The organism is Yoonia sp. SWMV100, from assembly GCF_056108365.1.
Genome location: NZ_JBWBAQ010000002.1, coordinates 840,959 through 860,326, shown reverse-complemented (window position 1 = coordinate 860,326; position 19,368 = coordinate 840,959). Strand labels below are relative to the sequence as shown.

Genomic DNA, 19,368 nt, shown 5'->3' with positions numbered 1-19,368 from the left:
GTAGTGTTAGCACTGTTCACGGATCAGGGAAGGGGAAAGCCGATCATTTCCGCGCGATCAGTGACACGGCAATCCCGATCAGCACAATTGTGCCTGCGCTGATCAATTTGGGTGTCAGGGTTTCGCCCAAAAACGCGACACCGCCCGTCACCGCGATGACCGGCACGCTAAGTTGCGCAATGCCCGCAATGGTCGTCGGCAGCGCAGGCAGCACGCGGTACCACAGCGCATACCCTAAACCCGACGTGATCGCGCCCGCGACCATGGCCGTTGCGACCCCCAGCGGGGGCATAGGACCGCCTGCGAAAAACCCCAGCGACGTCAAAGGCACACAAAGTAAAAAGTTGCTGGCGGTCGCGCCCAGCGGGTCGACCTCTGCCCGGCCAAGCAGGGTATAGGCCGCCCAACCGGCAGCGGCTGCGATCATTGCAACGACACTGGTAAACGGTGGCGCGCTGATCCCGGTTGGCCAAAGCAGGATGCATAATCCGGTCAGCGCGATGCCCGCGCCGATCCAGCGTTGGGGTGCAATTGTCTGCCTTTCAATCGTGGCCCATCCAAAGATAATAATTTGCAGCGCTCCAAACAGAATAAGTGCGCCCAATCCGGCGCCCAAACTAAGATAGGCGAGCGAAAATCCAACCATATAGGTGGCCAGCGCGACGGCCCCCGTCAGACGTTTGGGCGTCCAGATGGCCGGCGCGGGTTGCGCGCGCGCGGCGACCAGCACCCACAGCATGGCAGCGCCAGCAGCCACCCGAATGGCCGCGAAGCCAAGCGGGTGCAGCCCGAACTGCGCCACCCCAACACGGTTCAAAATCGAATTGGCCGCAAAGGCCGTCATTGTCAGGGCAACCAGCCACAAAAGGCGCATGGATTACAGGCTTTCAAAGGCTTTGGGGTACGTCAGCGATGCGACAGGCGTACCGCTTACCCCAGCAAGCAATGTCTGCGCGATGGGGTAGGGGGATTGCAGGTCTTGTGCCGCCGCGCTGGAAAACCCGACCCGCTGGTAAAAGGTCCGGTCACCTACCACGACGATCGGCGTTTTCGTCAGGCGCGCCCATTCCGTTAGAACGCCCAGCATCCGTTTCCCATAGCCCCTGCGCTGAAATGCCGGGGCGATGGCGACGGGGGCAAGACACAGCCATCCCTTTGGGGCCACCATATAGCTTAGCGCATAATATCCGATAATCCGCTCGCCCATTGGCAGCACAGTTTCCCCGGCGATGGCCCTGTTTTTGCGCAGTGCGGCGACCACACGGGATTCGGCGGTGCCCTGAAAGACGTCGGCCAGCAACGCATCAACCGCGGGTTCTTCGCCGTGCCTCATGTCGCGGGCAAATTCGGGGGATTGAAAATCGATCATCAGACGACCCTAGCGGGGGACCGGACGGCCGTCCAGCGCGGCAAGGCAGTTCCGCGCGTTTCGGAACCGGGTCTGGCAATGAAAAAGGGCGGCCCAAACGAACCGCCCTTTCAAAATTGGCACTGCCAATTCAAATCCTATTGGATTTGAATTTACATCATGCCGCCCATGCCGCCCATGCCGCCCATATCGGGCATGCCGCCGCCGGCGCCTTCTTTGGCTGGCTTGTCAGCAACCATGGCTTCGGTGGTGATCAGCAGGCCAGCAACAGATGCTGCATCTTGCAGGGCTGTGCGGACAACTTTGGCTGGGTCGATAACGCCGAACTTGAACATGTCGCCATATTCTTCGGTCTGCGCGTTAAAGCCGAAGGTCTTGTCGGTGCTTTCGCGGATTTTGCCCGCAACGACCGAACCATCAACGCCCGAGTTTTCAGCGATCTGACGCAGAGGTGCTTCGAGTGCTTTACGCACGATCGAAATACCAACGTCTTGGTCAGAGTTTGCACCCTTCAGGCCTTCAAGTGTTTTACCAGCCTGAATAAGAGCAACACCACCACCAACAACGATACCTTCTTGAACAGCGGCACGTGTCGCGTTCAATGCATCGTCAACGCGGTCTTTACGCTCTTTAACTTCAACTTCGGACATGCCGCCAACGCGGATAACAGCAACACCGCCAGCCAGTTTGGCAACGCGTTCTTGCAGTTTTTCACGGTCGTAATCGGATGTTGTTTCTTCAATCTGACCACGGATCTGTGCGACGCGTGCTTCGATTTCAGCTTTTTCACCAGCACCGTCAACGATTGTTGTTTCGTCTTTGGTGATCGAAATGCGCTTGGCAGAACCCAGCATGTCGATGGTCACGTTTTCAAGCTTCATGCCCAGATCTTCGGAAATCACTTGGCCGCCTGTCAGGATCGCGATGTCCTGCAGCATGGCTTTGCGACGGTCACCGAAACCAGGTGCCTTAACAGCAGCAATTTTCAGGCCGCCGCGCAGTTTGTTCACAACCAGCGTTGCCAGTGCCTCGCCTTCAACATCTTCAGAGATGATCAGCAAAGGTTTGCCGGACTGGATCACAGATTCGAGCAGGGGAACCATTGGCTGCAGCGACGAAAGTTTCTTTTCGTGCAGCAGGATGATTGCGTCTTCCAGCTCTACAGTCATTTTTTCAGCGTTGGTCACAAAGTAAGGTGACAGGTAGCCGCGGTCGAACTGCATACCTTCGACAACGTCGGTTTCTGTTTCCAGACCTTTGTTTTCTTCAACGGTGATAACGCCTTCGTTGCCGACGCGCTGCATGGCGTCTGCAATTTGACGACCGATTTCAGCTTCGCCGTTGGCCGAGATGGTCCCAACTTGCGCAACTTCGTCGCTGTCGTTGACAGGGCGTGCTGCCGCTTTGATCGCTTCAACAACTTTGGATGTTGCCAGATCGATGCCGCGCTTCAGGTCCATTGGGTTCATGCCCGCAGCAACTGATTTCATGCCTTCGCGCACGATCGCTTGGGCCAGAACTGTTGCGGTTGTTGTACCGTCACCAGCTTCGTCGTTGGTCCGGGAAGCAACTTCCTTGACCATCTGTGCGCCCATGTTTTCGAACTTGTCTTCCAGTTCGATTTCTTTGGCAACCGATACACCGTCTTTGGTGATGCGCGGTGCGCCGAAGGATTTGTCCAAAACCACGTTGCGGCCTTTTGGACCCAGTGTGACTTTTACAGCGTCGGCCAGAATGTTAACGCCGCGAAGCATCTTGTTCCGGGCGTCTGTGCCGAATTTTACGTCTTTAGCAGCCATTTTCATGTGCTCCTTGAATATTCATTGCGTGACATGCGTAGGGTGGGTTTCAACCCACCACCCGCGAGGGATTAGAGAATCCCGAGGATGTCGCTTTCTTTCATGATCAACAGGTCTTCGCCGTCGATCTTGACTTCAGTGCCGGACCATTTGCCAAACAGCACTTTGTCGCCAGCTTTTACGGACATCGCGATCAATTCGCCGCTGTCCTTGCGCGCGCCAGCACCGATGCTTACGACTTCGCCTTCAGCAGGTTTTTCTTTTGCGCTATCAGGAATGATCAGGCCGCCAATTGTTTTTTCGTCGCCTTCAATGCGGCGGACGACAACGCGGTCGTGAAGTGGTGTAAATGCCATTTCAGAACTTCTCCAGTTCGTGTTTCTCTGGTGTTAGCACTCTACCTTGTGGAGTGATAACGATGCTTAGTTAGGGATCGCACCACCCCGAGTCAACCATCCAGTCAATCTGATTTTGCGATTTTTCGGTGCATCGGTTTCACGCTTGCATTGTGACCGTTGGCACAGACCGTTGCGCGCTTTGTCCGTAGTTACTTGGCATGATCCAAAAGAGGTCTCGGGATGGAAAAAATTACACATTGGAAGCTCGCCGCGCTAAAGGCAGCGATCGTTTTCGGGCCGTCTTACACGGCCGCTTACCTGACGGACAAAATGGTCTGGGTGGTGCCGACACTGGCCGCCACAAGTTTTTTTGCAGCGGGCATCGGGATCGACGACACCCAAACAGCGCGCCGTATTGACGAAGACGCGGATGGCGTCGAGGATGCTTAGGGCTTTGGCCCGTCGTCGTCTTCTGACAGGATCCGCCACGCGTCCCCGTCAAGGTCGTCGTATTGATTGCTGCGCAGGCTCCACAGAAACGCCGCCAAACCGATCCCGCCAAGGACGAGCGAGACCGGGATCAAGATCACAAGAATATTCATACCCGTCCTCTCAGCCGCAGCGCGTTAAGAAGCACTGTAATCGACGAAGCTGACATCGCAATGGCCGCCAACAGCGGGGTCGCAAAGCCCAGCAGCGCGATCGGGATCGCGACGGCGTTATACAGCGCGGAGATTGCGAAATTTTCGATGATCCGACGTTTGGCGGCGCGTGCGACAAGCGGCAGGTCGATCAGGGGCAACAAGCTGTCGTTCAACAGGACAACATCCGATGCCGCACGCGACGCATCAGCCGCAGTTGCTGGTGATACCGATGCATAGGCCGCAGCCAGCGCCCCGGTATCATTGAGCCCGTCACCCACCATCAAAACCTTAGCACCGTCATTCGCGAGTGCTTGGATATAGCGAATTTTTTCGGTCGGATCTGCCCCGGCCCGCCATGTGGTGATCCCCAATGCAGCGGCGATCCGCTGGGTTTCATTGGCGTCATCCCCTGACACCAGATGCACCGCCAGTCCTGCCTTTTGCCATGCGCCAATCAGGTCTGCTGCACCTTCGCGCAGGGTGGACCGCACTATGATTTTCTGCGGGGCGGTGTCGCCGATTTGCAAATATGTCCCGCTTTTCACCCCGAGCCACGCCCCCGACCCAAGCCGCACCTGACGTCCGTTCCACATCGCGCTCAGGCCCTTGCCGGGGTGTTCTTGCTGACCGCTGGTTTGCGCCGGGGCGATCCCGTTTAGTGACGCGGCGATGGCTTGCGATACGGGATGGGTGGCGTTTTGTGTCAACGCAAGCGCAATGGACTGCGCTTGTGGGTCCAAAGCATCATGCGCTGCGGCTGGCATGGTCAACGTCCCCGTTTTGTCGAAAACAACAGTGTCGACTTCGGCCAATCTTTCTAGCGCAGTGCCGTCTTTGACCAGAAGGCCGGCCCGAAACAACCGCCCGGCGGCGGTGATAGATACGGCTGGCACAGCCAAGCCCAACGCACAGGGGCAAGTGATGATCAACACGGCAACGGCAATATTCAGCGACAGGCGTAGGTCGCCCGAAATTGCCAGCCACGCCAGAAACGCCACCAGTGCCAGCAAATGCACCGCTGGCGCGTAGATGGCGGCGGCACGGTCTGCAATGGCGGTGTAGCGGTTGCGCACGGCTTCGGCCTGATCGACCATCGTAGCCATTTTGCGCAGCGTCGTATCCGCGCCGACAGTCGTCGCGCGGATGGTCAACGGGCCGGTCATGTTGACCTCTCCCGCAGTCACGACAGTCCCTGTTGTCGCGTTATGGGCGCGGCTTTCGCCCGTGAGCAGCGACCGATCCAGCTGGCTGTTACCGGCAGTGATCACACCGTCCACGGGGATGCGACCACCGGGCAGGATGTGGACCATATCGCCAACAACCAGATCCCCAAAGTCCACCATGTCGCGGACATCGCCGCGCACCCGCATGACGCGCGGCACCTCAAGCGCGGAAAGCTGGGCCGCGGCAGATGCGGCCGCTTTGCGACTGCGGTGATCCAAGTAACGCCCGATCAGCAAAAAGAATGTCAGCGACAATGCCGCGTCGAAATAGGCTTGCGCGCCGCCAAAGAAGGTTTCGAACAGGGACATGCCCGCGGCCAGAATGATCGCCAGTGAAATTGGCACATCCATGTTCAGCTTGCGCACCGACAGCGCCGTCCATGCATTGTGGAAAAATGGTTGTGCGGCATAGGCCAGGGCGGGCAGGGCGATGCTGGCGCTGATCAGGTGGAACAGATGTTGTGTCGCACCGACCGCCCCTGACCAAACCGCGACTGACAACAACATGACGTTCATCATCGCAAAGCCGGAAATAGCGATCCGCGTCAAAAGCCCGCTGCCATAGCTGTCAGTCTGTGTCCCAAGCAAGGACGTATCAAGCACCCGCGCCTCGAACCCCGCCAGTTCGAGCGTGTCGATCAGATCTTCGGGTGGGATCGGATGGTTAAGCCCCACGGTGACCCGTTTCATCGACAGGTTCACACGTGCATTCGCGACACCGTCAAGCCTGCGCAGGGCGTGTTCAACCCCGTTAATGCAGGCAATGCAATGGATGGCCGGAAGTGCCAATATGATCTGGCTGCTGCCGTTGGATGCCGCCTTGTCCAGCGTTCCATCGGGCAGACCGACACAAGCAGGGCAGACGGCGGCGTGTGTCATTGTGCTGTCAATTGCAGACGACGTTTGAAGATGGTGCCATCCGCCGCCTCAAGTTCAAGGCGCAGGTTCCAATAGCCTGCCCCTGCATTCACGTCGGCGACCATCACGCCGTCGACGATTTCAAAGGCAGGGGTCATATCTTGGGTGACGTTGGTGGCACGGCCAAGTGTGGCGTTGATCACCTTGGGGGCGACGGCGGCACCGCTGGCATCAGTGATCGCAAGGGTCAGACGCGTGTGCGTAAGACGTGGATTTAGCGTCCAGCCCAGCGCGTCTTGGGCGGCGCGGTCGGCATCAAATGTCTGACTGGCAACGTAGGAATTGCGTGTCTCAAGTCCGGGAAAGGTTTTCACTGCGTTATAGGCAAGCGTCAGGTTCACACCGATAATGATGCCGAAACCCAGCACCATAAGCCCCAGCATATGCCATCCGGTAAATTCGCGGGTCATTGTGATGTCCTTCCATTAAAGACGCTGTCTTGGTGGGCGCGTTCATGGGACGTTAAATCTTCGACCCAGAACCGCAAGTTGGTACGTGCCGCTGTGGCTGCGGGATCGCCCGGGCGCGCCGAAACATAAACCCGCTGCATGAATGTTTCATTGGCCGGAACGGTAATGCTGCGTTGGTCGGTCCCTTCAAGGTCGATCCGCAGCACGTCGTCGGCGACAAGCGACAGATGATATTCGCGGTCGTCCCCGTTTTTGTTCAACAGGCGGATGTCATAGATGTTGCGCACAGTCCCGTCCGAAAGCGTGACAAAGGTCGGGTTGCGCACGGGCGATACGGTCATTTCGATGTCGGCACGGATGAACAGCGCAAAGACCAGGCCGAACCCGATCAGCGCCCAAAGCGCCGTGTAAATGATCGTGCGCATCCGCAAGATATGTTGCCAGATCGGTTTGGCGGTTTTGCCCGCGGCCTCGGCGGTTTGGTCAGATAGCGCCAGATAGTCGATCAAGCCGCGGGGTTTGCCAATTCTGGCCATGACATCGTCACAGGCATCGATACATAGCGCGCAAGTAATGCATTCCATTTGCTGACCGTCGCGAATGTCGATCCCGGCGGGGCAGACATTCACGCAGGCCATGCAGTCAATGCAGTCGCCAGTTGTCGCATCGTGTTTTTTGCCGCGCGGTTCCCCGCGCCAATCGCGGTAAGCCACCGTCAGCGTATCGGCGTCCATCATTGCCGCCTGAATACGTGGCCATGGGCACATGTAGTTGCAGACCTGTTCGCGCATGAACCCGCCAAAGACAAAGGTGGTTGCGGTCAAAACGGCGATGGTCGCCCAAGCGATGGACGGCGCCTGCAAGGTGATCAGGTCACGGGCCAGCGTGGGCGCATCTGCAAAATAAAAGACCCAAGCACCACCGGTCGCAATGGCGATGACCAGCCAGACGGCCCACTTGGTCAGCCGTAGCCGCCATTTGCGCAGATCCCATTTGGATTTCCACAGGCGGACACGGGCGTTGCGGTCGCCTTCGATCCAGCGCTCTACCAGAATAAACAGGTCCGTCCAGACGGTTTGGGGGCAGGTATAGCCGCACCAGACGCGCCCAAGCGCGGAGGTGAATAGAAACAGGCCGAGGCCAGCCATGATCAACAGGCCCGCGACAAAATAGAATTCGTGGGGCCAGATTTCGATCCAGAAAAAGTAGAACCGGCGGTGCGCCATATCGATCAACACTGCCTGATCGGGCAGGTTCGGGCCGCGGTCCCATCTGATCCAAGGTGTGAGGTAATAAATACCCAGCGTCACCGCCATCACCCACCATTTCAGATTGCGGTAAAATCCTTTGACGCGGCGCGGAAATATGGGTTCACGCGCGGCATAAAGCGGCTGATCGGGGGTAGATGACATAGGGTATCCAACGGATTTAGGTCTGTTCGCAGGATCGCTTGTATGGGCTTTGCCGGATATATCCTTGATGTGGATCAACAACGGGCGCGGTCTGCTGCGGTGGGGTGTCACAGGGGCGGCTATTTTAGGGCTGCCGTACGCGCTCTCTCGCCAAGATCATTGTTTGCGCGTAAGGGGTTGTGCATGAAAATTATACGCCTTGAAGATATGACTGACCTGCCATTCTGGCGCCGCCCTGCGGGGCTGCTGTTTTTGATGGCGATGGCGATGCCCGTGGCCTTTGCGACATGGTCGGCGCTGCTGAACAACTTTGTCATTGATGTCGCCAACTTTGACGGTAGCGATATTGGCTGGTTGCACACCGTGCGCGAAATTCCGGGGTTTCTGGCGATTGGCGTTATCGCGATCATCATGTTCGTGCGCGAACAAGTGTTGGGCATGGTCGCGTTGACCATGCTTGGCGTCGCCACCGCGCTGACCGCACAGTTCCCGACGATGGGCGGTATTTTGACGATCACCATGCTGTCATCGATTGGGTTTCACTACTATGAAACTGTCAACCAGTCGTTGCAACTGCAATGGATCGACAAAAAACGCGCGCCACAAACCATTGGCTGGCTGATGGCGGCAGGATCGGGCGCGACGCTGGTCGCCTATATCCTGATTGTGATGACATGGCGCACCTATGATCTAAGCTACAATTTTGTCTACATGGCGTCGGGCGGGTTTACCGCTGTGGTCGCGCTGTTTTGCCTGTTTGCCTATCCACAGTTTGAATCGCCGCACCCGCAGTTGAAAACCTTTGTCCTGCGAAAACGCTATTGGCTTTATTATGCGATGCAATTCATGGCGGGCGCGCGGCGGCAGATCTTTGTGGTTTTTGCGGGCTTTATGATGGTCGAAAAATTCGGGTTCAAAGTGCATGAAATCACCGCACTTTATACAATCAATCTGGTGGCGAATATTATCGTTGCGCCACTGATGGGCCGCATTGTGTTCAGGTTCGGCGAACGCCGGGCGTTGCTGTTCGAATATTTTGGCCTGATCTGTGTTTTCCTAGCGTACGGCGGGCTGTATTTCTTTGGTTGGGGTGTGCTGATCGCATCGGTATTATATGTTGTCGACCATATGCTATTTGCGCTGGCGCTGGCGCTGAAGACCTATTTTCAAAAGATCGCCGATCCGGGTGATATCGCACCGACGGCTGCTGTCGCGTTTACCATCAACCATATTGCGGCCGTATTTTTGCCCGCCGGACTGGGGTATCTATGGCTGTATTCCCCATCGGCGGTATTTATCGTCGCTGCTGGAATGGCCGCCACATCATTTGGTCTGGCGCTTTTGATCCCCCGCCATCCAGGCCCCGGTCACGAGACCGTGTTTCAGCACGCATTGTTAGCCCCGGCAGAGTAGATTTTTCGGTCGTGCGGTCTATATCCATGATGAACCCAAGGAGACATACAGATGTTTTTCGTCAACCGTGCCAAATCTGAAATGGTGTCCAAGGATGCCGCGTTGCCGGGCCGTGCGCAGGCAATGCCCCGGACCGAAGATCACTATATTTACGGCGAACCACTGATGGCGGATGTACCTGCTGAACTTGAGATCGCGATGTTTGGCATGGGATGTTTCTGGGGTGTAGAGCGGATGTTCTGGACGCTGGATGGCGTTCGATCAACGATGGTCGGTTACGCGGGGGGCTATACCCCGAACCCGACCTATGAAGAAGTCTGCACCGGCAAGACAGGGCATAATGAGGTAGTGCGCGTGGTCTATGACCCTGCCGTGATTTCCTATGATACATTGCTGCAAGTGTTCTGGGAAAACCACGACCCGACCCAAGGAATGCGTCAAGGCAACGACGCCGGCACGCAGTATCGGTCCGGCATCTATGTCGCATCGCCTGCTCAAAGAGGGGCTGCCGAGGCATCAAAATCGGCTTTCGCGCCACGGCTTTCGCAGGCGGGTTATGGGGACATCACCACCGAAATTCTGGACGCGCCCACCTTTTATTTCGCTGAAGATTACCATCAGCAGTATCTGGCGAAAAATCCCAACGGATACTGCGGGATTGGCGGCACGGGCGTCACCTGCCCGATCGGTGTGGGTGCATGAGCCATTGCTTGACGGGGATCGGGTCTGCGCCTAACCCACGTGCAACCGACATAAGGCGATAGCGATGACTACTTTTACGGCTTTGACGACAATTGCAGGCGAAGATCCGGCTTATAAGCTGGCTGAGGCGCTAGAGGATATCACGCCAGAACCCACCGGCATTGGCGTGTTCGAGATCGAAGACGGCTCGGGCTTGTGGGAAGTCGGGGTCTACTTCGTGGAAACCCCAGATGCAGGCGTGTTGGCTGTGATGTCAGCATTGCATGGTGCAAGGCCATTCACCATTTCCGAAGTGCCTGATCAGGATTGGGTGTCAAAAGTACAGCGCGAATTGGCCCCGGTCGAGGCGGGGCAATTTTTCGTTTACGGGTCGCATGACGCTGACAAAGTTCCAGCGGGCAAGATACCGCTGCTGATTGATGCGGCAATGGCTTTTGGTACCGGGCATCATGGGACCACTTTGGGGTGTTTGCGTGCTTTTGATAATTTGCTCGCTAACGGGTTCGCAGGAGAGCGAATCGCTGACGTCGGATGCGGCACTGCGGTGCTGGCAATGGCCGCCGCAAAGGTGCTTACTGCAACGATTGTTGCCAGTGATATTGATCCGGTTGCGGTTGATGTCGCAGCGGCCAATGTTTTGGCCAACGGTCTTGCAGGTCGTGTGAACTGTGTGGTCGCAGCCGGATTCGATGCGCCTGACCTGGCGGCTTCAGCCCCCTATGACCTTGTATTTGCTAATATTTTAAAAGGACCATTGATAGGTTTGGCGCCTGACATGGGGCGCAATGTTGCCTTGGGTGGTTATGTGATTCTGTCAGGGATTTTGAACGAACAAGCTGATGAGGTGATTTCTATTTATCAACAAAACGGGTTCAATGTTGTTGAAAAAAGTAGCATTGTTGACTGGACCACGCTAACAATGAGCAAGAAATCACCACTTTAAAGGTTTATTCTTACCCAGCTTGCGAAACTTATTGTTTCAGGTTTCATAGATTGCATGATCGATCTCAGTATTTAACTGAGTAAATTATTTCTGGAGGATAGCATGGCACAAGCCAAGGTCCCATTTGATAAAAGACTGAAGCGTATTGTACGCAACCATGATCGTATGGCTCAAGGCTATGTCAAGGTTGTGACAGCGGACGGTTTGATCGTCGCGCGTCCGCGGGTTTACAAGCCGCGCTTCCCGCTCAAGGGGCTTGCTGTGCTCTTGTTTACCGGGTTTCTGTTCAAAGGATTTGTGTTCGCCAGCCTTGGTCAAGGAACTTATGCTGATCGCGTCGCGTCATTGGAAAATGGCAGCGTCATGGAGCAAGCCGGTGCTTGGGTCATGCAGCCCGATATCGCCACGATCTACATTGCTGAAATGCTAAGTAAAATTCTTCCGTAACTTGGGTATTCCCGCCAAGGTACAAAAAAGGCCGCACCCGGACAGGTGCGGCCTTTTTGATTGTGAGTGGTGGGAAGTCTTAGAAAAGTTTGCGTGTTGCAACGGCGTCAATATCGCCGAATGTTAGGCCGATATCGTCTAGTTCGCGGGCAGACAAACGCGAAAGCGATTTGCGTGTGATACGTGCGTCATTCCAGCGTGCAATGCTGTTCATTGCGTCGTGACAGAAAGAAGCGACACGACCAGCAAGGATGCTGGACGTCGCCGTGTGAGAGTTCGTTGTGGCCATTGCCAAGTTCCTTTGGTTGCTGTGATGACACAGCGTGAATTCGATGATGGGCATCTAGGGGGCTTTCGGCGCGCAAGCTAGTGTCTTTTTTGCATAGCTCGTATGAGTTTTCAGAATGCCTAAGAATTAATCAGACGTGTCCCGTTTTCCCTTGTTTTTAACGACTTGCTAGCGGCCTGATTCTATGTGTGTTTTGTCGTGATACCGATGAACTTTGATGCGGCGCTTGGCCTGCGCCTTGGAAAGGGACTTGGCGTGTGTTCGCGTTTTGTGCTACCTATTTTATGAAAATAATAAGAATGGGGCGAGCAATGCGAGTTTTGGGGATCGATCCGGGCCTGCGCAATATGGGATGGGGCGTGATTGATGTTGCCGGTTCGCGCATTGTGCACGTCGCAAATGGGATATGTCATTCGGTTGGCACCGATCTTGGTGCGCGGCTGTTATCATTGCATGAACAGCTGACGGATGTGTTCCATTTGCATCAGCCGGAAACAGCGGCCGTCGAGCAGACCTTTGTGAATAAAGACGGGGTTGGCACATTGAAACTGGGGCAGGCGCGCGGCATCGCGATGCTGGTTCCGGCGCAATTTGGTCTTGAGATTGGCGAATATGCCCCTAATGCTGTCAAAAAGGCTGTCGTGGGTGTTGGCCATGCGGAAAAACATCAGGTAGAGCATATGGTAAAGCTGCAGTTGCCCGGCGTAAAACTGGCTGGACCGGATGCGGCGGACGCTTTGGCGATCGCCATTTGTCACGCCCACCACGTGCAATCTGCGGGGATGTTGGCAAAGGCCGTCGCGAGGGCAACAGCATGATCGGCAAGATCGCAGGCCGCGTGGATTATCGCGCCGCTGACCACGTGCTGATTGATGTGCGTGGCGTTGGCTATATCGTCTATGTGTCCGACCGTGTGATGGCGAGCCTGCCGCCCAATGGTGAGGCGGTCGCGCTTTATACCGATCTGTTGGTGCGCGAAGACAACTTGCAATTGTTCGGCTTTAACACGCTGGTCGAAAAAGAGTGGCATCGCCTGCTGATGTCGGTGCAAGGCATCGGTGCGAAGGCGTCGCTGGCGATTTTGGGAACGCTTGGGGCCGATGGTGTCAGCCGCGCGATTGCGTTGGGCGACTGGCACGCTGTTGCCAAGGCAAAGGGGGTGGGTCCCAAGACCGCGCAAAAGGTTATTCTGGATCTGAAAGACAAGGCGCCGGGTGTAATGGCGATGGGCGGCAGTGTGGCAGACGCGATGGGCGACACGGTGATCGAGGTTGAAACCAGCGCGCCCATCAAGCGAACCCCGACGCCAAAGGCAAATCCGGCACAGGCCGAAGCGCTGTCCGCATTGGGTAATCTTGGTTATGCCCCCGGCGAAGCCGCAAGTGCGGTGGTCGAGGCGATGGGCGACAACCCGGACGCCGACACAAGCACATTAATCCGCGCAGCCTTGAAGCTGCTGGCCCCGAAGAGGTAGGGATAGGGGATGATAGAGCCTGACCCAACCTTGCGGCCTGCGCCGCAACCCGAAGATGCGGACCGTGCGCTGCGTCCGCAGACGTTGGATGATTTCATCGGGCAGGCGGATGCCCGTGCAAACCTAAAGGTCTTTATCGAAAGTGCCCGCAGGCGTGGTGAGGCAATGGATCACGCGCTGTTTCACGGGCCGCCCGGGTTGGGCAAAACGACGTTGGCGCAGATTATGGCGCGTGAACTGGGGGTCAATTTTCGGATGACGTCCGGTCCGGTGCTGGCAAAGGCCGGGGATCTGGCCGCGATCCTGACCAACCTTGAGGCGCGCGATGTCTTGTTCATTGACGAAATTCACCGTTTGAACCCTGCGGTCGAAGAGGTGCTTTATCCCGCACTTGAGGATTTTGAACTTGATCTGATCATCGGTGAAGGACCCGCCGCGCGGACTGTGCGGATTGAATTACAGCCTTTTACGCTGGTTGGGGCGACGACGCGGATGGGTTTACTGACCACCCCGTTGCGCGATCGTTTCGGAATCCCGACCCGGCTCGAGTTTTATACCGAAGACGAACTGCACCTGATTGTGACCCGCGGCGCGCGGCTGATGGGTGCGCCTGCGTCAGATGGCGGCGCGCGTGAAATTGCGCGACGTGCCCGCGGTACACCGCGGATCGCGGGCCGTCTGCTGCGCCGTGTCGTGGATTTCGCGATTGTCGAAGGCGATGGCACGGTCACCCAAGAGATCGCAGATCGTGCGCTGACGCGGTTGGGTGTCGATCATCTGGGGCTTGATAACGCTGATCGGCGGTATTTGCGCCTGATCGGTGAAAGCTATGGCGGCGGGCCGGTGGGCGTTGAAACGATGTCCGCAGCACTGTCCGAAAGCCGTGACAGTCTGGAAGATGTTATCGAACCATATTTGTTGCAAAAGGGGCTGATTCAGCGGACACCGCGAGGCCGGATGTTGGCGCAGGCGGCGTGGGCGCATTTAGGTCTGACACCGCCCAAATCGCCGACGGATTTGTTTGGATGAAACGTAGGACGCCTCCGGCGGGGGAGTATTTTGGGCAAGATGATGTATGATGTCGCACCTTTGTTTACACGGTCGGACGGGGAATATGCGTTTGCCCGTTGGGGCCGTCCGATTGTCCCTGTGGTTTTTGGCGTCGATGACGCGACTTTGGCGGTGTTCAAAGGCGCGATAGAGGCTGTGGTCACGCTTGCCGGTCATAAAATGGACGAGGCGGATATGGAATTAGGTGCGAACCTCATGTTCTTTTTCTGTCAGGACTGGGCCGAATTATTGGATGTGACGCACCTTGATAAAATGTTGCCAGAGTTGGAGGGGCTTGTGACGCGCTTGCAGGCGGCCAAGGCCAATCAATACCGGTTGTTCCGGTTTGACGGCGCGGGCGCGATACAGGCGGCATTTGTTTTTATTCGTTTGGATGATCAGATGGCGCAGGCCCCTGCCGATACTTTGGCATTGTCCCAAGCTGTTCAGGTGATTTTACTATGGTCTGACACGGCGTTTTCCGACGCACCTGCGCTTGCGATGGTCGACGGCAAAGTTGCGCTGCGCCCCGAAATAGGCGACGTTATTCGCGCGGCTTACGATCGCGTGATGCCTGTTGCCGCACAAGATGCGAGCCATGCGTTGCGCATCGCGGCAAGGGTGTCGCGCGCGACATGACACATGTGTTCCCATTGCGCGTTTACTATGAAGACACCGATCTTGCCGGTATTGTCTATTATGCGAACTATTTGAAATTCATTGAACGCGCCCGCAGCGAATGGGTGCGCGAGATGGGGATTGATCAGGTCGCGATGAAAGCTGGCGGTCTGGTTTTTGCGGTGCGGCGGGTCGAGGCGGATTACCTGCACCCGGCCAAATTCGATGACACATTGGTCGTTGAGACAGCGATGGAGCAGGGGTCAGGCGTGCGATTGGTTGTCCGCCAAGACGTGAAAAGGGGTGATACGCTGCTTTTTACGGCGCTGGTCACGATCATTTGTATGACCACAGAGGGCGCAGTTACAAGGCTTCCAGCGGCGATCCGCCGTTTTGATCATTAAAATAGCGCCGATCACGCCGTTTTAGACCGGATTGATTGGATTTCATTTTTATACTGCGTTATGGTCTGAACTAATCAGAGCCCAAAACCGGGCCTACAGGCAGAGCAGGCATATGGACGCAGCAACCGACTTCACAATGTGGGCGTTATTCGCGCGCGCAACACTTACCGTTAAACTTGTCATGATCTTGCTGATCTCGGCGTCAATTTGGTGCTGGGCAGTGATCGTGGACAAGATCATCCAGTATCGCAAAGCCCGCGCAGAGGCAGATGTGTTTGACCGTCAGTTTTGGTCGGGCGAACCTTTGGACGCATTGTTTGACAAAATTGGCACGGATCCCGAGGGCGCGAGCCAAAAGATTTTTGTCGCGGGAATGTTGGAATGGCGCCGGTCACACCGTCAGGACGGTGGGCTGATTGCCGGGGCCACAGCGCGGATCGACAGGTCGATGGATGTCGCGATCGCGAAAGAGGCCGCAAAGCTGCAAAAAGGTCTGCCAGTTTTGGCCACTGTCGGGTCAACTGCGCCGTTTGTCGGTCTGTTCGGCACCGTCTGGGGCATCATGAACGCCTTTATCGAGATCGCAGAAGCCCAAAACACAAACCTTGCTGTGGTCGCCCCCGGCATCGCAGAGGCGCTGTTGGCCACAGGTTTGGGCCTGATGGCGGCGATTCCTGCGGTGATATTTTATAACAAGCTGTCCGCGGATAGTGATCGGATCGTCGCGGGCTACGAGGCCTTTGCCGACGAATTCGCGACCATTCTTAGTCGCCAGTTGGATAGCTGATCATGGGCGCAGGTGTGATGAAATCTGGTGGTGGGGGCGGCAGGCGCCGTCGCCGCCGCGGTGGCGGAACCCAACCGATGGCCGAAATCAATATTACGCCGTTTGTGGATGTGATGTTGGTGCTGTTGATCATCTTTATGGTGGCAGCCCCGTTGATGACGGTGGGTGTGCCTGTTGATCTGCCAAAGACCGCTGCTGACGCCTTGCCGGGTGACGACGAAGAACCGCTGACCGTGACGATCACCGCAGAGGGTGTGGTGATGATTCAAGAGACAGAAACCGCCCCAGAGGAACTGGTGGCAAAGCTGCAAGCGATTGCCGCTGAACGCACCAGCGATCGCATCTTTTTGCGCGCGGATGGTGCAAACCAGTGGAACCGCGTCGCCGAAATCATGGGCGCGCTGAATGCGGGTGGATTTTCCAATATCGGCCTTGTGACAGACGTGGGCGGCCCTGGCTTCGCGGGATCTGGCAGATAGATCATGCAGACGCCGGGCACCTATATTTCTGCCACAGGCCATATTGCCCTGATTGGCTGGCTGCTCTTTGGGTGGGGGTTCAATTCTGAGCCACTGAAGTTTGATACTATGGATGTGTCCGTTATCAGCGGCGAGGCCTTTGATGAGATGGTGGCGGCGCGCGCAGAGCTTCCAAGCGATGCAACCCCTGTGACACCCCTGCAGCCGGTTGTGGATGATGCAGCGCCTGCGCCACCTGTGATTGAACAGGCGCCAGAACCAGCCCCTTTGCCAGATCCTGTCGAACAGCCGATCATTGAATTGCCGCCGCCGCCGCCGCCTGCGCCTTTGGTGACGGATGCGACCGATACGCCACCTGTGGTGCCAGATGTGCCCGAATCGCTGCCATCATCCCCCAATGTTGATATCACGGCGCCGCCCGCGCCGACGCAGGCGGATGTCATTGCATCGACACCGTCCGCGCCGCCTCCGCCTGACGCAGAGGACGACCCGACTGTACGCCCAGAGGTTGTGCCTGACCAGACGGCCCCGCCGATCGTTGTGACCGAAGAGGTGCGACCAACCGCTCCAGAGGAAACGGCGACCGAGATTGCGTTGGAAAACGTCAAGCCGTCGGGTTTGGTGGAAACATCGCTGCGCCCTGTTGCGCGTCCGAGCCGTCCAATACCGCCTGCCCCTGCGCCAGACGCCGCCGAACCACCAACCGAGGTCGCAACACCTGCGCCCGATCCTGTGACGCCAACACCGGCCGAGCCCGAAGTGGACGCTGTTGCGCAGGCTCTTGCAGAAGCTGCCGCAAGTGCTGCTGCCGCGCCAACGGCCGCCGTGGCAGGGCCGCCAATGACCGGGTCGGAGCGCGACAGCTTTCGGGTTTCTGTGAATCGGTGTTGGAACGTTGACCCCGGATCGGTTGCGTCACGCGTGACAGTTGAGGTGGCGTTTGATCTCGACCAGAGCGGTCAGGTTGTAGGTCAGCCAAGGTTGGTAAGCTCACAAGGGGATCAAAGTGCCGTAGCGACAGCGTTCGAGGCGGCACGGCGCGCGATACTGCGATGTCAATCGGGGGGCTATCAACTGCCTGCCGACAAATATGACCAATGGAAAGAAGTTGTGATTACCTTTGATCCGAGCGGAATGAGACTACGTTAACGATGAACACGCGCAGGTGAGGTGAAAAGATTTCACACACTGCTATAATAGAAAGATATACGCAGATTTGGGACACACCCAAACACGCGAAGTGAGGCAAAGATGATCAAAAGATTTCTGACACTCTTAGTGGCGCTGCTATTGGCGGCGCCGGTTGTTGCCCAAAATGGTCCGCTGCGGTTGACCATCACCGATGGCGTGATCGAACCCATCACATTCGCAGCCCCCACGTTTCAGGCCGAAAACGCCGAAGCCACCCAAGCGGCCAATGACATCAGCCGTCTTGTGGCGCAGGATTTGCAGGGCAGCGGGTTATTTCGCGAAATTCCGGCGAACGCGTTTATTTCGCAGGTGTCGGGGTTTTCGCAGCCGGTGGCCTTTGCTGACTGGCGCGCCATCAATGCACAGGCTTTAGTGACCGGTGCTGTTGCGGTCAACGGCGGCCAACTAACCGTAAAGTTTCGCCTTTACGACGTGTTTTCCGGGCAAGAACTGGGTGGCGGATTGCAATTTGCCGGCACGACCGCTGGTTGGCGGCGCATGGGCCACAAGGTCGCTGACGCCGTCTATAGCCGGATCACAGGCGAGGGCGGGTATTTTGACAGCCGGGTTGTGTTTGTCGGGGAAAGCGGCCCCAAAGATAACCGTCAGATGCGTCTTGGGGTGATGGATTTCGACGGCGCAAACCTGCAGTATCTGACCGATAGCAGTTCTATCGTGTTGGCTCCGCGGTTTTCGCCCAACGGCGACCGCGTGCTTTACACCAGCTTTGAAAGCGGTTTCCCCCGGATCAACGTGCTGAATGTTGCAACTGTGGGGCGGCAGCAATTGCAGACCGCACCGGGAGAAATGGCGTTTAGCCCACGTTTTTCGCGCGATGGCGGGTCTATTATCTATAGTCTGACCAACGGCGGCAATACGGACATTTACCGCAGCGATCTGGCGTCCGGCCAGTTTGTGCAACTGACATCGGCCCCGTCGATTGAAACAGCGCCAAGCCTGTCCCCCGATGGCAGCCAGATCGTGTTCGAGAGCGACCGTTCCGGGACACAGCAAATCTACATCATGTCCGCCAACGGTGGCGAAGCGCGCCGGATTTCGTTCGGAGAGGGGCGTTATAGCACGCCTGTCTGGTCGCCACGCGGTGATCTGGTGGCCTTTACAAAACAGCATGCGGGCCGGTTCCATATCGGCGTGATGCGCACTGACGGATCAGAAGAGCGGCTGTTGACGGCGTCATTCTTGGATGAAGGCCCGACCTGGTCGCCCAACGGCCGCGTCATCATGTTTAGTCGTGAAAGCCAAGGCGCTGATGGGACATCTGCGATCTATTCTGTCGACATTTCCGGACGCAACCTAAAGGCCGTCCCGGTGCAAGGCGCCGCTTCAGACCCGTCATGGGGACCGTTGCAGCCGTAATACATAACAAAAGTGACGTTCCCAGAACGATGTAGCCATGCTATGCTGGGAAAAACGAGCAGATAAAAACAGGAATTGAAA

General features: G+C 56.8%; 23 protein-coding genes. 14 read left to right on the top strand and 9 right to left on the bottom strand.

The genetic code is table 11. The annotated features are described in order from the left end of the window. Positions 1–43 precede the first annotated feature (43 nt). From ACXJGX_RS04370 to ACXJGX_RS04355, 4 genes are all read right to left on the bottom strand, one after another. Entirely contained in the window at positions 44–874 is an 831-nt protein-coding gene (locus ACXJGX_RS04370; RefSeq protein ID WP_474778989.1) for a DMT family transporter, read from the bottom strand. 3 nt (positions 875–877) lie between these two features. Beyond that, entirely contained in the window at positions 878–1,369 is a 492-nt protein-coding gene (locus ACXJGX_RS04365; RefSeq protein WP_474778987.1) for a GNAT family N-acetyltransferase, read from the bottom strand. Between the two features lie 152 nt (positions 1,370–1,521). After that, positions 1,522–3,168, bottom strand: coding sequence for a chaperonin GroEL (gene groL / locus ACXJGX_RS04360; protein WP_474778985.1), 1,647 nt, complete (start codon positions 3,166–3,168; stop codon positions 1,522–1,524). Positions 3,169–3,239: 71 nt separating this feature from the next. Next, positions 3,240–3,524 carry a co-chaperone GroES gene (locus ACXJGX_RS04355; RefSeq protein WP_474778983.1) on the bottom strand — a complete coding sequence of 95 codons (285 nt, stop codon included), beginning with the start codon at positions 3,522–3,524 and terminating at the stop codon, positions 3,240–3,242. Between the two features lie 222 nt (positions 3,525–3,746). On the opposite strand from ACXJGX_RS04355, the gene ACXJGX_RS04350 reads away from it, so the two are divergent. After that, complete coding sequence (locus ACXJGX_RS04350; protein WP_474778981.1) at positions 3,747–3,956, top strand: hypothetical protein; 210 nt, start codon at positions 3,747–3,749, stop codon at positions 3,954–3,956. Here ACXJGX_RS04350 and ccoS read toward each other — a convergent pair. Genes ccoS through ccoG form a run of 4 tightly spaced genes read right to left on the bottom strand, consistent with a single transcriptional unit; the run spans position 3,953 to position 8,113 of the window. Then, a complete protein-coding gene (ccoS, locus tag ACXJGX_RS04345) occupies positions 3,953–4,108 on the bottom strand; it encodes a cbb3-type cytochrome oxidase assembly protein CcoS (RefSeq protein WP_474778979.1) in 156 nt (51 codons plus the stop codon). The two genes, ACXJGX_RS04350 and ccoS, sit on opposite strands and share 4 nt — an antisense overlap. Beyond that, entirely contained in the window at positions 4,105–6,252 is a 2,148-nt protein-coding gene (locus ACXJGX_RS04340; RefSeq protein WP_474778977.1) for a heavy metal translocating P-type ATPase, read from the bottom strand. Before ACXJGX_RS04340 ends, ccoS begins: the two co-directional genes overlap by 4 nt. Beyond that, positions 6,249–6,701, bottom strand: a complete 453-nt coding sequence (locus tag ACXJGX_RS04335; RefSeq protein WP_474778975.1) for a FixH family protein — start codon at positions 6,699–6,701, stop codon at positions 6,249–6,251. The genes ACXJGX_RS04340 and ACXJGX_RS04335 overlap by 4 nt, the downstream gene beginning before the upstream one ends. Continuing rightward, positions 6,698–8,113 (bottom strand): cytochrome c oxidase accessory protein CcoG, encoded by a 1,416-nt coding sequence (gene ccoG / locus ACXJGX_RS04330; protein ID WP_474778973.1) that lies wholly within the window; start codon positions 8,111–8,113, stop codon positions 6,698–6,700. The genes ACXJGX_RS04335 and ccoG overlap by 4 nt, the downstream gene beginning before the upstream one ends. 183 nt (positions 8,114–8,296) lie before the next feature. On the opposite strand from ccoG, the gene ACXJGX_RS04325 reads away from it, so the two are divergent. From ACXJGX_RS04325 to ACXJGX_RS04310, 4 genes are all read left to right on the top strand, one after another. Beyond that, on the top strand, positions 8,297–9,526 hold the full coding sequence (locus tag ACXJGX_RS04325; protein ID WP_474778971.1) for an MFS transporter: 1,230 nt from the start codon (positions 8,297–8,299) through the stop codon (positions 9,524–9,526). Positions 9,527–9,577: 51 nt separating this feature from the next. Next, positions 9,578–10,228: a peptide-methionine (S)-S-oxide reductase MsrA gene (msrA, locus tag ACXJGX_RS04320; protein ID WP_474778969.1), complete on the top strand. Its 651-nt coding sequence runs from the start codon at positions 9,578–9,580 to the stop codon at positions 10,226–10,228. Between the two features lie 64 nt (positions 10,229–10,292). After that, the gene (locus ACXJGX_RS04315; RefSeq protein ID WP_474778967.1) at positions 10,293–11,171 is read left to right on the top strand and encodes a 50S ribosomal protein L11 methyltransferase; all 879 of its coding nucleotides are present in this window, start codon (positions 10,293–10,295) and stop codon (positions 11,169–11,171) included. Between the two features lie 102 nt (positions 11,172–11,273). Next, on the top strand, positions 11,274–11,618 hold the full coding sequence (locus ACXJGX_RS04310) for a hypothetical protein (protein ID WP_474778965.1): 345 nt from the start codon (positions 11,274–11,276) through the stop codon (positions 11,616–11,618). A gap of 79 nt (positions 11,619–11,697) precedes the next feature. On the opposite strand, the gene ACXJGX_RS04305 is transcribed toward ACXJGX_RS04310, so the two are convergent. Next, positions 11,698–11,907, bottom strand: coding sequence for a DUF1127 domain-containing protein (locus tag ACXJGX_RS04305; RefSeq protein ID WP_474778963.1), 210 nt, complete (start codon positions 11,905–11,907; stop codon positions 11,698–11,700). 311 nt (positions 11,908–12,218) lie between these two features. On the opposite strand from ACXJGX_RS04305, the gene ruvC reads away from it, so the two are divergent. The 9 genes from ruvC to tolB all read left to right on the top strand — a co-directional run bounded on the left by ruvC (position 12,219) and on the right by tolB (position 19,287). Continuing rightward, positions 12,219–12,725 (top strand): crossover junction endodeoxyribonuclease RuvC, encoded by a 507-nt coding sequence (ruvC, locus tag ACXJGX_RS04300; protein WP_474778961.1) that lies wholly within the window; start codon positions 12,219–12,221, stop codon positions 12,723–12,725. Continuing rightward, entirely contained in the window at positions 12,722–13,381 is a 660-nt protein-coding gene (gene ruvA, locus ACXJGX_RS04295; RefSeq protein WP_474778959.1) for a Holliday junction branch migration protein RuvA, read from the top strand. Before ruvC ends, ruvA begins: the two co-directional genes overlap by 4 nt. A 9-nt stretch (positions 13,382–13,390) precedes the next feature. Further along, positions 13,391–14,410, top strand: coding sequence for a Holliday junction branch migration DNA helicase RuvB (gene ruvB, locus ACXJGX_RS04290; RefSeq protein WP_474778957.1), 1,020 nt, complete (start codon positions 13,391–13,393; stop codon positions 14,408–14,410). 42 nt (positions 14,411–14,452) lie between these two features. Continuing rightward, complete coding sequence (locus ACXJGX_RS04285; RefSeq protein ID WP_474779196.1) at positions 14,453–15,070, top strand: hypothetical protein; 618 nt, start codon at positions 14,453–14,455, stop codon at positions 15,068–15,070. Then, positions 15,067–15,453, top strand: coding sequence for a tol-pal system-associated acyl-CoA thioesterase (ybgC, locus tag ACXJGX_RS04280; protein ID WP_474778955.1), 387 nt, complete (start codon positions 15,067–15,069; stop codon positions 15,451–15,453). The genes ACXJGX_RS04285 and ybgC overlap by 4 nt, the downstream gene beginning before the upstream one ends. A 112-nt stretch (positions 15,454–15,565) precedes the next feature. Next, positions 15,566–16,240: a protein TolQ gene (gene tolQ / locus ACXJGX_RS04275; protein WP_474778953.1), complete on the top strand. Its 675-nt coding sequence runs from the start codon at positions 15,566–15,568 to the stop codon at positions 16,238–16,240. A gap of 2 nt (positions 16,241–16,242) precedes the next feature. Continuing rightward, the gene (locus ACXJGX_RS04270) at positions 16,243–16,719 is read left to right on the top strand and encodes an ExbD/TolR family protein (RefSeq protein WP_474778951.1); all 477 of its coding nucleotides are present in this window, start codon (positions 16,243–16,245) and stop codon (positions 16,717–16,719) included. 3 nt (positions 16,720–16,722) lie between these two features. Then, positions 16,723–17,868: an energy transducer TonB gene (locus tag ACXJGX_RS04265; protein ID WP_474778949.1), complete on the top strand. Its 1,146-nt coding sequence runs from the start codon at positions 16,723–16,725 to the stop codon at positions 17,866–17,868. Between the two features lie 102 nt (positions 17,869–17,970). Continuing rightward, positions 17,971–19,287: a Tol-Pal system beta propeller repeat protein TolB gene (gene tolB, locus ACXJGX_RS04260; protein WP_474778947.1), complete on the top strand. Its 1,317-nt coding sequence runs from the start codon at positions 17,971–17,973 to the stop codon at positions 19,285–19,287. The last annotated feature ends 81 nt before the right edge of the window (positions 19,288–19,368 follow it).

Bases quoted from the DNA above. Each gene is read 5' to 3' on its own strand.
- ACXJGX_RS04370 (WP_474778989.1), bottom strand. From the start codon at position 874: ATGCGCCTTTTGTGGCTGGTTGCCCTGACAATGACGGCCTTTGCGGCC.
- ACXJGX_RS04365 (WP_474778987.1), bottom strand. From the start codon at position 1,369: ATGATCGATTTTCAATCCCCCGAATTTGCCCGCGACATGAGGCACGGC.
- groL (WP_474778985.1), bottom strand. From the start codon at position 3,168: ATGGCTGCTAAAGACGTAAAATTCGGCACAGACGCCCGGAACAAGATG.
- ACXJGX_RS04355 (WP_474778983.1), bottom strand. From the start codon at position 3,524: ATGGCATTTACACCACTTCACGACCGCGTTGTCGTCCGCCGCATTGAA.
- ACXJGX_RS04350 (WP_474778981.1), top strand. From the start codon at position 3,747: ATGGAAAAAATTACACATTGGAAGCTCGCCGCGCTAAAGGCAGCGATC.
- ccoS (WP_474778979.1), bottom strand. From the start codon at position 4,108: ATGAATATTCTTGTGATCTTGATCCCGGTCTCGCTCGTCCTTGGCGGG.
- ACXJGX_RS04340 (WP_474778977.1), bottom strand. From the start codon at position 6,252: ATGACACACGCCGCCGTCTGCCCTGCTTGTGTCGGTCTGCCCGATGGA.
- ACXJGX_RS04335 (WP_474778975.1), bottom strand. From the start codon at position 6,701: ATGACCCGCGAATTTACCGGATGGCATATGCTGGGGCTTATGGTGCTG.
- ccoG (WP_474778973.1), bottom strand. From the start codon at position 8,113: ATGTCATCTACCCCCGATCAGCCGCTTTATGCCGCGCGTGAACCCATA.
- ACXJGX_RS04325 (WP_474778971.1), top strand. From the start codon at position 8,297: ATGAAAATTATACGCCTTGAAGATATGACTGACCTGCCATTCTGGCGC.
- msrA (WP_474778969.1), top strand. From the start codon at position 9,578: ATGTTTTTCGTCAACCGTGCCAAATCTGAAATGGTGTCCAAGGATGCC.
- ACXJGX_RS04315 (WP_474778967.1), top strand. From the start codon at position 10,293: ATGACTACTTTTACGGCTTTGACGACAATTGCAGGCGAAGATCCGGCT.
- ACXJGX_RS04310 (WP_474778965.1), top strand. From the start codon at position 11,274: ATGGCACAAGCCAAGGTCCCATTTGATAAAAGACTGAAGCGTATTGTA.
- ACXJGX_RS04305 (WP_474778963.1), bottom strand. From the start codon at position 11,907: ATGGCCACAACGAACTCTCACACGGCGACGTCCAGCATCCTTGCTGGT.
- ruvC (WP_474778961.1), top strand. From the start codon at position 12,219: ATGCGAGTTTTGGGGATCGATCCGGGCCTGCGCAATATGGGATGGGGC.
- ruvA (WP_474778959.1), top strand. From the start codon at position 12,722: ATGATCGGCAAGATCGCAGGCCGCGTGGATTATCGCGCCGCTGACCAC.
- ruvB (WP_474778957.1), top strand. From the start codon at position 13,391: ATGATAGAGCCTGACCCAACCTTGCGGCCTGCGCCGCAACCCGAAGAT.
- ACXJGX_RS04285 (WP_474779196.1), top strand. From the start codon at position 14,453: ATGTATGATGTCGCACCTTTGTTTACACGGTCGGACGGGGAATATGCG.
- ybgC (WP_474778955.1), top strand. From the start codon at position 15,067: ATGACACATGTGTTCCCATTGCGCGTTTACTATGAAGACACCGATCTT.
- tolQ (WP_474778953.1), top strand. From the start codon at position 15,566: ATGGACGCAGCAACCGACTTCACAATGTGGGCGTTATTCGCGCGCGCA.
- ACXJGX_RS04270 (WP_474778951.1), top strand. From the start codon at position 16,243: ATGGGCGCAGGTGTGATGAAATCTGGTGGTGGGGGCGGCAGGCGCCGT.
- ACXJGX_RS04265 (WP_474778949.1), top strand. From the start codon at position 16,723: ATGCAGACGCCGGGCACCTATATTTCTGCCACAGGCCATATTGCCCTG.
- tolB (WP_474778947.1), top strand. From the start codon at position 17,971: ATGATCAAAAGATTTCTGACACTCTTAGTGGCGCTGCTATTGGCGGCG.